Genomic DNA, 15534 nt, shown 5'->3' on the forward strand with positions numbered 1-15534 from the left:
GGTGCGTCCTTCGGCTGCGCTCAGGATGATCGGGTGCTGGCAGATGGCATCTAAGTGCTCCCCTCCCTGTCTGCGGGGAGGGGAACGCCAAACTATGCCGCCTCGGTAAACCGGCCCTGCCGCCGGAACCGCACCAGCCAGCCCGGCGCGACAGCCTGCATGGGCGTGGGGGAAATGCCGAACGCCTTCAGGCCGTTCTCGCCCGCCACCACATTGGGCTTTTGCAGCATCAGCCACTGATCGTGCGTCATCGGCGCGCCCGGCATCCACCCAAGCGCCCTGGCCGCGCCGCCAGCGACCGCATCCGGCACATCGACAAAGCTGACATCGCGCGCGATGGCACGGGCGATGAAGCCGAACAGCGCCTTCATCGTCATGACGTCCGGACCGCCAATCTCGTAGGTTTTGCCGCCATGGATTTCCGGCGTCATGGCCGCAGCGGCAATGGCCTCGGCAAGGTCATTGACGAACACCGGCTGAAACTGCGCCTGCGGGGCGACGACCGGCATCACGGGAACGATGCGCATCAGACCGGCGAAGCGGTTCAGAAAATCGTCCTCCGGTCCGAAAACGATGGAGGGCCGGATGATGGTCGCGGACGGGAAGGCCGCCTTCACCGCCGCTTCGCCCTCGCCCTTTGTACGGGCATAGTCCGGGCCGTCCTCATCATCCGCATCCGCGCCGATGGCGCTGATCTGGACGAAGGCCTTTGCACCGGCGGCCGCCGCGGCCTTGGCGATGCGGCGCGGGCCGTCACGCTGGGCAAGCTCGAAGTCCGCCGTGCTGCCATCCAGAATGCCGATCAGGTTCACGACGGCCGCCGCGCCCTCGCAGGCGGCGGCGATGGCCGCCTCGTCCGTCAGGGAGGCTTTGGCAAAGCCAAGCTGGCCAAGTCCGGCGAGCGGTTTCAGAACCTGCGCCGTGTGCGGGTCGCGCGTGACGGCACGGATGCGGGCCCCGCGCTTGGCGAGCTCCTGCACGACATAGCGCCCGATAAAGCCAGAGGCGCCGAATATGGTGACGAGTTCGGTCATGGCGAGACTCGTGTCCTTCCAGGAAAGCGATGAATATGCCCCTGCTGATACAGCCCCAACCCCGGCATTGACAAGCGCGGCATCCCGCCCTAGCTGCCCTTCCTCGCTCGGAGACCGGCAACGGCCCCCCGCGCGTGCCCAGATGGCGGAATTGGTAGACGCGCTAGCTTCAGGTGCTAGTACTCGCAAGGGTGTGGAGGTTCGAGTCCTCTTCTGGGCACCATTCATATAAAATTTTCATGAATTGCAATAACCTGCCTTTGTCCGGAAAATCTGGACCACGGTATAGATCATTGCAAATTCCACTTCGCGGTCACGAAATGCGCAGCTTTGCTGAGTTGGCGCCGCGGTCGCCGTGCCCCACGACGCCTTATCCCTGCCGCGAACTGGAGAGGCAATAGACGGGGCGGGCATGCGGGCGAGGTCGTATCCCCTTGGCGAAGGGCACGGACGCAGGAATGGAAGAAATCCACCGAGCGGTGGCCGTGGAGCGGGACCGGTGTTCAGCCGGTGTTCGGCCGGTGATCCGGCCCGAGGTGTTCATCAGGCACCGGATTCAACGGATTTGGCACTTATGGCCGCCCGTCATTCGGGCCTTTACTGGGATCATAATAATAATATCACCCGGGGGGGAGAAAATATGCTGAAGCATATGCTGAAAAAGCGGGATTATGTCAGGTCGGCGCTGCTGCTGGCGACAGGTACATTGTCGATACCGGTTTACGCCCAGTCCGCAAATGCGGTCGACGGGGCCGACGAAAATCTCGACGAGGACACCATCCTGGTCATCGGCTTGCGCAATGACAGGGTGAGTGAAGGCGCGACAGGGCTGCCGCTCACAATCAAGGATACGCCGCAATCGGTAACGATCATCGAGCGGGACTTCCTCGATGATTTCGGCCTCGACAATATCAACGACGTGCTGACCCTTGCGACAGGGGTCAATGTCGAGCGTGTCGAAACGGATCGCACCTATTTCAACGCCCGGGGCTTCGATATCAAAAGCATGCAGGTCGACGGTATCGGACTGCCTTTCCTCTATGAGGTGACCGGACAGGTCGATACCGCGCTGTTCGAGCGGATCGAGATCGTCAAGGGCGCGAACGGATTGCTGACCGGCACCGGGACACCGTCCGGTACAATCAATTTCATTCGCAAGCGTCCGACGAATGACTTTCAGATGCAGGTTTCCGCCACGGCAGGCTCGTGGGATCACTTCCGCGGCGATGTGGATATATCGGGGCCGGTTTCAGGTGACGGAACCTGGTCCGCGCGCTTCGTCGGCGCGCTGGAAACAAAGGATTCCTACCTCGACAATTATTCGAACGACCGAAAGGTCCTTTACGGCATCGTTGACGGCGGCATCGGTGACAATGGCGTTTTGACCTTGGGTATCACCCATCAGGACAGCCGTTCGGGCGGGGTGATGTGGGGCGCGCTGCCAACCGTGTTTTCCGACGGGACGCAGACGGATTATCCGGTATCGTCCAGCACCGCCCAGGATTGGACCTACTGGAATACCAAAAGGACGACGGCGTTCGCCGAAATCGATTTCGCACTGTCGGACCGCTGGACATTGAGGTCCATCGCGACGCTGGATTATGGCAGGGAAGATTCAGCCCTATTCTACACATATGGTGCCCCCGATCCGCAGACCGGCCTGGGTCTTTTCGGGTTTCCCGCCGGATATTCCTACGATGTCGACCGCAAGCTGTTCGACGCCAATCTGGTCGGAGACATCAGCATTGGCGGACGGGAGCATGACCTTGTCCTTGGCGTGAACTACGCCGATGCGGACAATATCTACAGCGAGTCCCCGATCGATTTTTCCGATCCCGGCTTTGGTCCCCAACCGGCATTTCCCGGCTGGACCGGCCAGGAAAGTCCCGAACCCACATTCATGGATCCCATTGTCCAGGGTGACTGGAACGACAAGCATTTCCGTGCTTTCGCGGTCGGCAATTTCAGCCTTTCCGATGCCCTGAATGTCATTGCAGGCCTTAATTTTGTGTCGGTGGATTCCTCGGGCTCGTTCTTTGGCGGATCCCGTGACGTGAAGGAAGACAAGGTCAGCCCCTATGTTGGCGTGACCTATGCCGTCACGCCCGAAATCAATCTTTACGCAAGCTATAGCGACATTTTCCAGCCACAGCCTGAGCTGGGTGCGGGCCTGGTGCCATTGGGCTCCGCCAAGGGGAAAAGCTATGAAGCCGGCATCAAGGCGGGTTTGTTCAATGACAAATTGCTGCTGACGGCCGCTGTCTTCCGCGCCGAGCAGCAGAATTACGCGGAATATCTTACCGCAGACGCGGGAACCGGCGTACGTATTTACGAAGGCAATGATATCGATTCAAAAGGCTTTGAATTTGAAATCGTCGGAAATATCACAGATCGCTGGTATGTCAGAGGTGGCTATACACACGTTGATCTCAAAGAACCCGGGGTGGGGGATACACGGACATTCATTCCCACGGACACTGCGAATGTTTCCACGACATTTGAACCGATAGACAATCTTAAATTCGGTGGGTCGTTAAGATGGCAGAGCCGGGCGACATACGACAATGGTTTCACGCGATATTCGCAAGATCCCTATGCAGTGGCGTCGGTATTTGGCAGTTACATGTTCAGTCAGCGCCTCAACCTGACCGTAAATGTCAATAACATCTTTGATACCAAATACTATCAGAGCCTATATTGGGATCAGGCGTTTTATGCAGCGCCCAGACAGGCATCAGCCTCTCTGACGTTCACATATTGATCTGATTCCATGACCAGGCTTTCAAGAAATTCCGCCATGAATATTACGGTTAATTGCAAGGTTGCGGCAAGCGTACTTTCTTTATGTTTGGCCGCGTTTGCGGTGGCGCCATCGGCGACGGCTCGGGAGATTATCGTCTGTCCGGCGGCTGAGGCGGTCGGCGATGCATGCGATTTCCTTGCGGGAAAAGGACTTCAGGAGGCGGTCCGCTCAGCCGTGGACGGCGATACCGTTCGCATCCGCAAGGGGATGTACCGTTTTCCCGAGGCATTCGACCGGCCCTTTCAACCCGACCCGGCCGGTACGCGGTATATTATGCGCGCTGGCCTTGTGATCGAGAACAAATCCCTCGCTATTTCCGCTGAAAAAGGGGCCGTGATCGACAATCACGAGGGCACGGCGATGACGGCGATCTACGTCAATCGCGCAAGCGTCAGGATAGACGGCCTCGAACTTCGCAATTTCCTGTACGAGCACGAAGAAGACGATGTGTACGACGGCCACGGCATCTTCGCTTATGATGCGCAGCTCACCCTGCGCAAAATCACCGTCGAGAATGCCAGGAAGATGGCGGTCACCGGCCGCGGGCGCAGCATTCTTGATATCGATTATCTGGCCATACCCACCGGCCATGTCGGCTTGTGGCTGCGCGAGAGTTCCATCGCCCGCATGTCGAATGCGATGATGGATAATATGGAAGTCGCATCGGTCGCGATTTACGCGAATACCGCGGCGCGTATCCACAATTCGTATTTCGGGCCCAGCGTATATGACGGCGTTTATGCCGCTGACGATGCGTCGATATATATCACGAACTCGATATTTGAGGGCAACAAGCCCTACGCCATCCATGCTGACGGGAGTTCGGTCATCACGGGCGGCCACCTTGCCGACATCAACAATGAGAAATTCAGCCACCGGGCCGAAGAGGCACGATTAAGCCTTACCGATGTCATCACCGCCGATGCCGCGGGTGTCGATCATCTGTCCCGCATACGGGCCGGTTCACCCCTTATCGGCAAGGGTGAGCCCGATCCGGTCCATGCGTCGAGGCGGCCGACATATATCGGGCCCGGCGAGGCCATCGGCAGCCTGTTGGTGCCCGAACTGGCCCCTGATTGTGAAAATTGTCCGGAGATGGCCGTGATTCCGGGCGGAATCGCACGTATCGGGCTCTCGATCGATCGTAGCTATGGCAAGGACATTCATGGTCCGACACATGACGTCGAGATCAGGCCGTTCGCGATGGCGAAGCATGAAGTCACCTTGAGCGCGTACAGGACGTTTGTTGAAGAAACGGGGCGAACGCGGCGTGCGCCATGCTTCTTCTACGACACCGATACACCCTGGCACATCGAGCCCGGCCTGAGCTGGGACAACCCCAAATTCGGGCAGGATGGGGATCATCCGGTGCTTTGCGTCAGCTGGGAAGACGCGGGGGCCTACGCGGCCTGGCTTTCGGACCGGTCGGGCAAGCCATACCGCCTGCCATCGGAAGCCGAGTGGGAGTTTCTGGCAGCGACTGGCGGGCTGAGGGCCGGCGACACCGGTGAAGCGATTACCCACGAACTTGCCAATATCGGCGCGCCCGTCTGCTGCTCGGGTGCGGTCGCGGGACGGGATGTCTGGCTTGCCAGTGCCCCGGTTGGAAGCTTCCCCGCCGATGATTGGGGCCTATTCGATCTGCGCGGCAATGCCTATGAATGGCAGGCCGATTGCTATGCGGAAAATTATCTCGGCGCCCCCGGTGACAGTTCGGCGCGCACCAATTGCAGCAGCACCGGGCAGCGGGTGACCCGCGGCGGCTCCTTCAACGATTATGGCGAATATTTCGCGAATTCATTCAGGGTGAATGCGAAGGCGGATTCTGGATATTTCACTCTTGGATTCCGCGTGGCGCGCGATTTCACCGATCAGGAAATGAAGCAGCTTCGCCTGGCGGCAGAAGAAAGGTGAGGAATTTGGGTATGCGCAGTGCGCTTTCGGCCTTCGTTAGTGGGTTGTTGATCGTACAGCCGGTGTCGGCCGTCGCGGGAAACGCGGCCAGCCAGAATTCGGCCGGCATGCCGGCCGCCGCTGGCAAAGACGGTTGGGGTCCCTGGGACATCACCCAGACCCGGCAGCCCCAGCATTCCGTCTCCATTTCCGTCGATGAGGGAAGCTGGATGAGTCTGGACGTCAGTCCAGATGGAAAAACCATTATATTCGACCTGCTGGGTGACCTCTTCGTCATGGGGTCCGGTGGCGGAACGGCTGAGATGATCGCCGGCGGACCGGCCATGCAGCGCATGCCGCGCTTCAGCCCAGACGGTGACCGGATCCTGTTCATCAGCGATCGTGACGGCTGGGACAATGTCTGGTCGGCGGACCCAGATGGTGACAATCCAAAACAGCTCACACACTATCGCGATCATCTGGTCATGGGCGCCGATTGGGCCGCGTCAGACAAAGCCATTGCCGTCTCCGTGGTGGAAGCGGTTTATGCGAAGAGCAACGCCTCGCAGTTGAACCTGCATCATCTGGATTCTGGCGAAGTCGAAATCGCCGTGCCGACGCCGCAGAGCAATCGCGATGTCCAGTCGCCCGATTTCAGCAAGGATGGGCGCTTTGTCTATTATACCGAACGACTGACGGACCACTACGTCTTCTACGACGCGAACCATATGAATTTCGCGGTCAAACGCCGCGATCTGAAAACCGGTGTCAGCGAGGAAATCGCGGGCGGTTTCGGGGGCGCCGCAGCGCCGACCCTGTCGCCGAACGGTAAGGCGCTGGCCTTTGTCAGGCGGATCGGCGCGAAGACCGGACTGTTCATCATCGACCTGGAAAGCCGTGCCCAGCGGCTGGTCTTCGATGGTCTTGAACGTGACCTTCTGGCAGACTTTATCCAGCAGGGCGGATATTATCCGAAGTTCGCCTGGTTTCCCGATGGCAAGAGTCTTGCGGTCTGGCATGACGGGAAGATCTTCCGCATCGATGCGGCAACGGGCGGGGAAAGCCCGATTCCGTTCCGCGTGTCCGCAACCCACACGGTTACCACCAGGCTGGCGCCAGAATTCGACGCCGCCCCAACCATTGTGCGGGCGAAGAGCATTCGAACGCTCGCGCCGTCTCCGGGCGGAGACACGCTTGCGGCAACCGCGCTCGGGCGGGTCTGGATGAAAGATGGCACCGGCGTTCCCGTGCCCCTGACCAAAGGCGATGCGTGGGAGTATGATCCGGCCTGGAGTCCCGACGGGCGCAGCCTGGCCTATGTCGACTGGAACGACCAGTCTGGCAGCCGCCTGATGGTCATGCGGCCAGGGCGCGGACCGGGGCGAACCATCGCGTCGAGCAGCGGTGCGATCCGTGATCCCGCCTTCTCTCCCGATGGGTCGAAGCTGGTTTACCGGATACAGGAAAACGATGTCGCGATGGGCGGATTTCGCGCCCGGACGGGCATATATGTGATCTCCGCCAAGGGCGGCGAAGCGAAGAAGATCCAGGGCAATGGCAAACGCCCGACCTTCTCGGCCGATGGCGAGCATATCATCTATGAGGCCGCCGAGGGTTCAGACCGCGTCATTCGTGCCGAGAACATCAATGACGGCAGCTCGCGCGATATCGCGCACGGAATTGGTCCCGATACCAATAGTCTGACAGTCAGCCCCGATCAAAAATGGGTCGCTTATCGCCATGATACACGCCTGTTCGTCGAACCGCTTCCAGGCGGCGGCGACAAGGAGATGCTGGATGGCACGTCAGCGCATGTCCTGAGTTCAACTGGCGGAACCGCTTTGGCGTGGTCCGCGGATTCGTCTCGGATTTACTGGACGATGGGCGAAACCATCCTTGAGGCGCGCGTGGCCGATCTGAACGCGCCTGCGCGGCAAACAAGGCTGGACCTGGCTGTTCCCGCCGATGTGCCGCAGGGAACCATCGCACTGCGCGGGGCAAAGATCCTGACAATGGACGAAGCCGGTACAATCCCGCGAGGCACTGTCATCGTCTCGGGCAATCGCATCGTCGCGGTCGGTGCCGAGGGCCAGGTGGACATACCCGCGGACGCAAAGGTCATCGACGTGACGGGCAAGGTCGTCATGCCGGGCATGCTGGACCTGCATGGGCATGTGGACTGCTGTTTCGGCAAGAACACCATGCCGAAGGTCCAGCCGTCCCGCTATGCCCAGCTCGCGTTCGGTATCACGACCAATTTCGATCCCTATTCCAATCATACAGTCACGCATGAAAGTGCCGAAGCGACGCTGGCCGGGCGCATGGTCGGTCCGCGCTGGATCGCATCGGGGAGCGTGGCTTATGGCAGGCCAGGCAAAGGCGATGCGTCCTATGTCCCCATTAGGTCCTATGCGGATGCGCTGGGTCATGTGGAGCGGACGAAAGCCCAGGGTGGCTCGTTCATAAAAAGCTACAAGCAGCCCTTTCGCAGACAGCGGCAGATGCTGATCAAAGCGGGCCGGGAAGCGGGCATCATGATCGATTCAGAAGGTGAAAGCGCATTCTATGTCAATCTGACGGCAATTCTGGATGGCGCGACCAATCTTGAGCACAATCTGCCGCTGGAAAATTATTATGATGACATCGTGCAGCTCATGGCGGGAGCGAAAACGCACAACACACCGGTGATCATGGTCGCCTATGGAGAACTCTATGGCGAGGACTTCATGTACCAGAATGAGAGGATCTGGGATGATGCCAGGCTAAACCGGTTCGCGCCTGAAGTCATCAGCAGTTACAGTCCGCTGGAACCGCCCTATGGCGGGCCGCCGCGGGTGCGCGGGATGACCACGATTCACGCGGCGGACGAACTTTATGACATCGGCTTCAGGGCTGTGTCCCGGGCCACAAAAAGGCTCGCCGATGCGGGCGTGACGATAAATGCCGGATCGCACGGCAATATTCCCGGCCTGGGCCTGCACTGGGAATTGGTGCTGCTGGCCGAGGGCGGCATGGCCCCGATAGATGTCCTGAGGACCGCGACGATCAATGGCGCAAGAACAATCGGCCTTGGCGAACAGCTCGGGTCGATCACCGAAGGCAAACTTGCCGACATCATTGTCCTGAGCGAAGATCCGACGACCGACATCAGGAACAGCCGTTCGGTTGCGTATACGATGGTCAACGGGCGCATCTATGATGCTGAAACCATGAATGAAGTGGGCAATTACGACCGGCCCAGAAAGTCATTCTATTGGGAAGTTGACGGCGTGACGGATCCCGTCTGGGACGAGCGTTCGGCAGGCCATTGATGACCGCCGTCGCTGCACAACCACGGCCGGCTGAGGCAGCCGGGCCAGGCAGGGCGAATTACGTCCTGGCGGTCCTGCTGACGATCTACATCTTCAGCTATATCGACCGCGCGCTGATATCGGTCGTCGCCAGGCCGCTGCGCGCCGACATTGCGATCAGCGACACGGTCTGGGGACTGATGTCGGGCTTTGCCTTTGCGATGTTCTACGCGGGCATGGGGATTCCGCTGGCGCGAATGGCCGAGCGGTTCAACCGGGTTAAGCTCATTGTGATCTGCCTGTGCCTCTGGTCCGCGATGACCATGCTGTCGGGCCTTGCCTATGACTTCGCCATTTTCGGGTTCACGGTAAGCGCGTTTTATGTGCTGCTGGTGTGCCGTATCGGTGTTGCCGTCGGGGAAGCAGGCTGTTCGCCGGCGGCCAATTCCCTCATCGCCGATGTCTTCAGACCGGAAAAGCGGGCGTGGGCGGTGGGCGTCTATGCAATGGGCGTTACGCTGGGCAATGTCCTGGCCAACTTTATCGGCGGCCCCCTGGCCGATGTGGTGGGCTGGCGGATGGCGTTCATCCTTCTGGGCGCACCGGGAATTCTGCTGGCGGCGCTGGCATTGTTCACCATTCCGGAGCCCCGGCGCGGTGCGACCGATCCGGGCTATTCGGATGCGGATGCCAGCGAACCGGGCCTGCAAAGCGCCCTCAAAGAGCTGGGCAAACGCAAATCCTATTGGCTCATGCTTATCGGGGCCACCTGCGCCGCCTTTGCCGGTTATGGCCAGCTCAGCTTTCAGTCGCTGTACCTGCAAAGGCAGTTCAGCCTGTCGGCGGGCGAAGCCGGTGTGATGATCAATACCCCGTCCTATATCACCGGCGCCCTGGGCACGATTCTGGTCGGGAAGCTGGCGCAGACATTGTTCCACCGTTACCCCGCTGCCATCACCACGATCAGCGCCATCGGAATGGCCTGTTCGGTGCCCTTCTATATCCTCGCCTTCCGCGCGGGCACGACGGTTGAATGCGCGATCCATCTGTCGATCGCCACCTTCCTCACCTACGGGTATCTGACGACCCAATATACGGTCTGCCAGCTTGTCGTCGGCGCCAGGGTCCGCGCGACGGCGACGGCAATCCTGCTCTTTGTGATGACGATCATCGGCTACGGCCTTGGTCCGCTGTTCGCCGGCACCATAAGCGATTGGGAATTCGCCCAATCGCGTTCAGGGTTCGCAAGCGAGATGACGCGGCATTCCTGTGATGCCGCCCAGCAGGCCGTCACCGATGCGCGCCGTGCGGCAGGCGATGGCGGCGGGTCACAAGCCTTGCTGGAGGCGTCCCTGCCCGGAACCATGTCCTTCGACGACTATCAGAGCTGCATATCGGCAAATGCGCAAAGCACGCAAAGCGCGATGATCGCCACCTCGTTATTTTACCTTCTCGCAGGATTTTTCTTCGCCCTCAGCAGCCTTTTCCTGCGGCGTGATATCCGTGCGGCGAGCGGCGTGTAGGATGGGACCAGGACTGGAAAAGGGCCGGATCATGGCACCGCTCGATCCCGATATCGCCAATATGCTGGATGCGAGCGCAGCCAGTGTCGTGGACCTGACCACGTCGATCAATCTCGCTGAAATTCGGAATGCCTATCGGGAACGATATCGCAGCCGATCGCTGGCTCGCCCGCCGGGCATAGGAAGCGAAGACATGCTGGCTGATGGTGTGCCGATCCGGGTCTATACGCCGCAGCAGGCACAAGGACCGCTGCCGTTGATCGTCTACCTGCATGGCGGCGGTTTCGTTCTTGGCGACGTCGAAGCATATGATCGGCAAAACGCCTATCTAGCGCATGCCGCCAACAGCATTCTGGCCTTTGTGGATTACCGCCTGGCACCCGAGCATCCCTTTCCCGCGGCGTTTCACGACGTACACACTGCCCTGGACTGGATCGACGCCAATCCTGCGAGAATAGGATCGAGCGCCGATCGAATTTATCTCGCGGGCGATAGTGCGGGCGGTAATCTTGCCGTGAATGCGGCGCTGACGTCGCCTGGACGCTACAAACAGCTCTTTCTGTTCTACCCTTGGCTGGACTTCAGGCCGTATCTTGGCGGGCCGTCCTACGATTCCGTCGAGCGATTCGGCGAAGGATACGGTCTGCAGACCGAGCTGATGTGCTGGTTTTCCGATCAATATTGCGCGCGGCCCGGCATGGCGGATGATCCCCGCGTGTCACCGATCCTGGCTTCTGGCCTCGACGGCCTTCCGCCAGTTTACATCGCGGCGCCAGCCTATGATCCGCTGAAAGACGCAGCTCGTGCCTTTGCCGAGGCTCTGAAGCGGCAATCCATCCCCACCACCTATCGCGAGTTCGATGGCCTGATTCATAATTTCCTCGGCCATGCCGGGGTTTCAGAAACGGCCCGATGTGCGCTGGACGAGATCTCGAAAACCGTGAGGGACCGAATTCATTCAACGTAACAATATGGCGCATGGGTTGATTTTCATTGAAGATATTCAGCGCCCTCTACTCCCAAAGCTTCGGCAGCCTGTTCTGTCATTCCATGTGCCGACCAAAAAGGAATACCGATGAAGAAACTCATGATCGCCTCAGGTGTACTTGCAATCATCGTCGCAGTACTCGTCTGGGTATTTTACCGGGATTATGAGCGGATCAGGATGGCTGCCACCCTGTTTACGGGGGCGGAGCAGGTCGACAACTTCCATCGCGTCAGGGAGTTTTATCCAGTTGGCGTAATGGCGCCCGCGAAAGATCCGTATGTATTTTCCGAGGGCGAGAAAATACAGCTTCCCAAAGGTTTCAAATATGGCGACGATATACTGAATACCGAGGAATTTCTTGCCGTTACGGATACTGCGGCTCTGCTGGTGGTCCATGACGGGAAGATTGCGTATGAGAATTACTGGCGGACCGGCGGAAAGGATGTGCACTGGATTTCAATGTCCGTCGCGAAAAGCTTTATCTCCACGCTGGTTGGCATCGCGGTCGCGGAAGGCGATATCCGCTCGATCGAAGAGCCGGTAACGAATTATCTGCCCTGGCTCGCCGACTCCGCCTTCGATGGCGTCAGGATCAAGGACATCCTGCAGATGTCCTCGGGTGCGGCCTGGACAGAGACCTATGGGGACCCCGACTCCGACGTCAACCGCTTTGGCCGGATCATGGCCTGGGGCGGCTCTTTCGATGAATTTCTAACAAAGATCAGCCGCGAGCGTGAGCCCGGCACCGTCAATCGTTACAATAGTTCCGAAACCCAGGTTCTGGGCTCGCTTCTGGTCGCCGCAACCGGACGGTCCGTAACGGACTATATGGAAGAGAAGCTCTGGCAACCGCTCGGCGCGGAGAATGAGGGGTTCTGGATGCTGGACGACGACGGGATGGAAATGGCGTTTGGCGGCCTTAACGCGACAGCGCATGATTATGCCAAGCTGGGCGAACTGTTTCGGAAGGGCGGCACGTGGAGAGGCAAGCAGATCGTGCCTGCCGATTGGGTCAGCGCATCGGTCACGCCTGACGCACCGCATCTGCTGCCGACCGATCATCCCTATTCGATGGGCTACGGCTATCAATGGTGGCTGATGAAAGGCGACGAAGGCGAGTATTCGGCAATCGGGGTCTATAACCAGTTCGTCTACGTCAACCCGTCGCGCGACCTCGTGATCGTGAAGCTCTCCGCCAATAGTGAATATGGCACAAACGCGGATGGGACTGCGAATAAGGAAAGTCATACAATCGAATTCTTCCGGGCGATCGGCGAGAAATTCGCCGCCAGACCAGAAGAGTGAATCGAGCGACTGGACAATATCACCGTACCAGCAGCGCGTTACTGACCGATCAACATCGCTATCCAATCATCAGGATTTCGATGATTTGATTCAGAAGGAATATTGATGAAGAAATTTGCGATCACCCTGGGCGTTCTGGCCATTGCCGCGGCAGTACTCGCCGGAGTGTTTTATAAGGATTATCAACGGATCAGGATGGCTGCCACCCTGTTTACCGGGGCAGAGCAGGTCGACAATTTTCATCGCGTCAGGGAATTTTATCCGACACGCGTCATGACGCCGGCGAAGAAGCCTTTCATTTTTCCCGAAGGGACGAAAATCGCGCTTCCCGTGTCATTCGAACATGCTGCTACCACCGTGAATACCGATGAGTTTCTCGCCGTCACGGATACTGCGGCCCTGCTGGTGATCCACGACGGGAAAATCGCATATGAGAATTACTGGCGGACCGGCGGAGAGGATGTGCACTGGATCTCCATGTCGGTTGCGAAGAGCTTTATTTCCGCCCTGGTCGGCATCGCGGTCGCGGACGGAGACATCCGGTCGATCGAGGAGCCGGTGACCAATTATCTGCCCTGGCTTCAGGAGTCCGCCTTCGATGGGGTCAGGATCAAGGACATCCTGCAGATGTCCTCTGGTGCGGCCTGGACAGAATCCTATGGCGACCCCGAATCCGATGTCAGCAGGCTTGGCAAAATCGTTGCCTGGGGCGGGTCTTTCGATGAATTTCTGACCGAGACACGTCGCGAGCATGAGCCTGGCACCGTCAATCGGTATAATAGTTCCGAAACTCAGGTTCTGGGATCGCTTCTGGTGGCTGCGACGGGGCGCTCTGTGGGTGACTATATGGAGGACAAGCTCTGGCAGCCACTCGGAGCCGAACGTGAAGGGGCATGGTTGCTGGACGACGAGGGCATGGAGATGGCGTTCAATGGCCTCAACGCCACCGCAAGGGATTATGCCAAGCTGGGCGAGCTGTTTCGGCTGGGCGGGACGTGGAGAGGCAGGCAGCTCGTGCCTGCCGCGTGGGTCGAGGCCTCGACGGTGGCGGACGCTCCGCATCTCGTACCATCAGATCATCCGGATTCCATGGGTTATGGATATCAGTGGTGGTTGATGAATGGCGATGAGGGTGAATATTCCGCAATTGGTATCTACAACCAGTTCATCTACGTGAACCCATCTCGCGACCTGGTGATCGTGAAGCTGTCGGCGAACAGCGAATATGGTTTGCGTACCGATGGGACCTCAAATCGGGAAGGGCAGACCATTCAGTTTTTCCGCGCGATAGGCGAAACACTGAACGGCAAAGCAGGATAATAAACCAGGCTGGGATATCGCATCCGGCAGGCAGCTGCGCGCCCGGTGCCGGGCGGTCAACATAGCCATCCGAATTGGCACACCTCCGATGCGCCTGCGGGCGATAGTCTGATCCTGCGTTAATGGGAATTGGGCTTAGGGGGTTTTCACCATGGGGAATATCAGATTTTCCAATAGTGCCGGTGCGTTACTGACGGGTTTGATGCTGGTAGGCGCCTGTACGCAAAGCCCGGTATCGCAGGATCAGAGCGGCGGCGATGCCGAGGCGATCGCGGCGTCCCTGATCGAAGCGGATCGCGCCTATGAGGCGACGAACAACCAGGCTGGGTTCCAGGCCGCAAACGAAGCGCACTTCAATTTCGAGGACGGGTTTCTGATGGAGCCAGGACAAGGCGTATTGCGCGGCAAGGAAGCCATTCTGGCAGAACGCAGCCTGTCAGCCGTTCCCTCGCCTGTGCGCTGGTCCGCTGACAATGCCATGGGCGCAAGTTCAGGAGACTTCGGAATTACCTGGGGCAAGTTTAGCGTCGACGGAGAAAGCACGACCGAAGGCCAGTATCTGACCGTCTGGAAGAAAGACGATCAGGGCGAGTGGAAAATCATCACCGATGTGGCGCTGGACGATCCACAGCCTGAAGCGGAGTGACCTAACGGGGGCGCTCACGGCGTTCGCTAGGCGATGTTGAGGTAGTCCTTCAGCTTCGCGGCAATGACATCGCTGCCCGGTGTGGACGTTAGCGATGCGAGCGCGGGCCGGGCGAGGTCATGGGCCAGGCCGTTACCCGCATAAATCGTAATCAGATCACGCATATACTGGCTTGAGAATTCAGGATGCGGTTGGAAGCTGACGGCCCGATCGGCGTATAGAAGTCCGGCATAATGGCAGTCTTTTGAAGTCATGATGACCCTGGCCTGTGCGGGCGCCGTCTCGACCTGGTCGAAATGCCAGGCGTGAAGGGACAAGGGCGCCGCCTCGCCGTCCTTGTTCAGAAGGTCATATCGTTCCAGCCCGATGACCGGGTCGCCCCGACGTTTTGCCACCTGTCCGCCCAGCGCCTGCGCCAGGATCTGGTGGCCAAAACAAATGCCGACGATCTTGCTATCGCTCGCATAGGCCGCCTGAATGAAACCCTCGAGCCTGGCGATCCATTCATCGCCATCCAGAACACTGAAACGCGATCCGGTAATCACCCAAATGTCTGCGTCGCGAACATCCTCTGGAAATTCATTGTCGAACACCCGGTAGCTGTCGGTTGTTATTGGTGATGCGCCGACAAGGTCCCGGCACATGATATCATAATCACTGTGCGCACGGTGCAGCGCGTCCGGCATTGTACCGGTTTGTAGAATGCCAACTTTCAGGCCGTGAAAACTCATC

General features: G+C 59.0%; 10 protein-coding genes and 1 tRNA gene. 9 read left to right on the top strand and 2 right to left on the bottom strand.

Annotated elements, in window-relative coordinates:
* Nucleotides 1-92 precede the first annotated feature (92 nt).
* A complete protein-coding gene (locus KCG44_RS00565; protein ID WP_218443543.1) occupies nt 93-1034 on the bottom strand; it encodes a complex I NDUFA9 subunit family protein in 942 nt (313 codons plus the stop codon).
* A gap of 136 nt (nt 1035-1170) precedes the next feature.
* Between KCG44_RS00565 and KCG44_RS00570 the strand changes: the two genes are divergently transcribed.
* The 9 genes from KCG44_RS00570 to KCG44_RS00610 all read left to right on the top strand — a co-directional run bounded on the left by KCG44_RS00570 (nt 1171) and on the right by KCG44_RS00610 (nt 14802).
* A tRNA-Leu gene (locus KCG44_RS00570) sits at nt 1171-1257 on the top strand.
* 417 nt (nt 1258-1674) lie between these two features.
* Complete coding sequence (locus tag KCG44_RS00575; RefSeq protein WP_218443544.1) at nt 1675-3795, top strand: TonB-dependent siderophore receptor; 2121 nt, start codon at nt 1675-1677, stop codon at nt 3793-3795.
* A 36-nt stretch (nt 3796-3831) separates the two neighbouring features.
* On the top strand, nt 3832-5751 hold the full coding sequence (locus KCG44_RS00580; protein ID WP_218443545.1) for an SUMF1/EgtB/PvdO family nonheme iron enzyme: 1920 nt from the start codon (nt 3832-3834) through the stop codon (nt 5749-5751).
* A gap of 11 nt (nt 5752-5762) precedes the next feature.
* Nucleotides 5763-9041, top strand: coding sequence for an amidohydrolase family protein (locus KCG44_RS00585; protein WP_218443546.1), 3279 nt, complete (start codon nt 5763-5765; stop codon nt 9039-9041).
* A complete protein-coding gene (locus KCG44_RS00590) occupies nt 9041-10543 on the top strand; it encodes a spinster family MFS transporter (protein ID WP_218443547.1) in 1503 nt (500 codons plus the stop codon). The genes KCG44_RS00585 and KCG44_RS00590 overlap by 1 nt, the downstream gene beginning before the upstream one ends.
* A gap of 31 nt (nt 10544-10574) precedes the next feature.
* On the top strand, nt 10575-11510 hold the full coding sequence (locus KCG44_RS00595; protein WP_218443548.1) for an alpha/beta hydrolase: 936 nt from the start codon (nt 10575-10577) through the stop codon (nt 11508-11510).
* Nucleotides 11511-11618: 108 nt separating this feature from the next.
* Nucleotides 11619-12836, top strand: a complete 1218-nt coding sequence (locus KCG44_RS00600) for a serine hydrolase domain-containing protein (RefSeq protein WP_218443550.1) — start codon at nt 11619-11621, stop codon at nt 12834-12836.
* A 105-nt stretch (nt 12837-12941) separates the two neighbouring features.
* Nucleotides 12942-14156, top strand: a complete 1215-nt coding sequence (locus KCG44_RS00605; protein WP_218443551.1) for a serine hydrolase domain-containing protein — start codon at nt 12942-12944, stop codon at nt 14154-14156.
* A gap of 151 nt (nt 14157-14307) precedes the next feature.
* Complete coding sequence (locus KCG44_RS00610) at nt 14308-14802, top strand: YybH family protein (RefSeq protein ID WP_218443552.1); 495 nt, start codon at nt 14308-14310, stop codon at nt 14800-14802.
* A gap of 26 nt (nt 14803-14828) precedes the next feature.
* Here KCG44_RS00610 and KCG44_RS00615 read toward each other — a convergent pair whose 3' ends face one another.
* A complete protein-coding gene (locus KCG44_RS00615) occupies nt 14829-15533 on the bottom strand; it encodes a type 1 glutamine amidotransferase (protein ID WP_218443553.1) in 705 nt (234 codons plus the stop codon).
* Nucleotide 15534 lies beyond the last annotated feature (1 nt).

This window comes from Pacificimonas pallii (assembly GCF_019204005.1).
Classification (GTDB): Bacteria; Pseudomonadota; Alphaproteobacteria; order Sphingomonadales; family Sphingomonadaceae; genus Pacificimonas; species Pacificimonas pallii.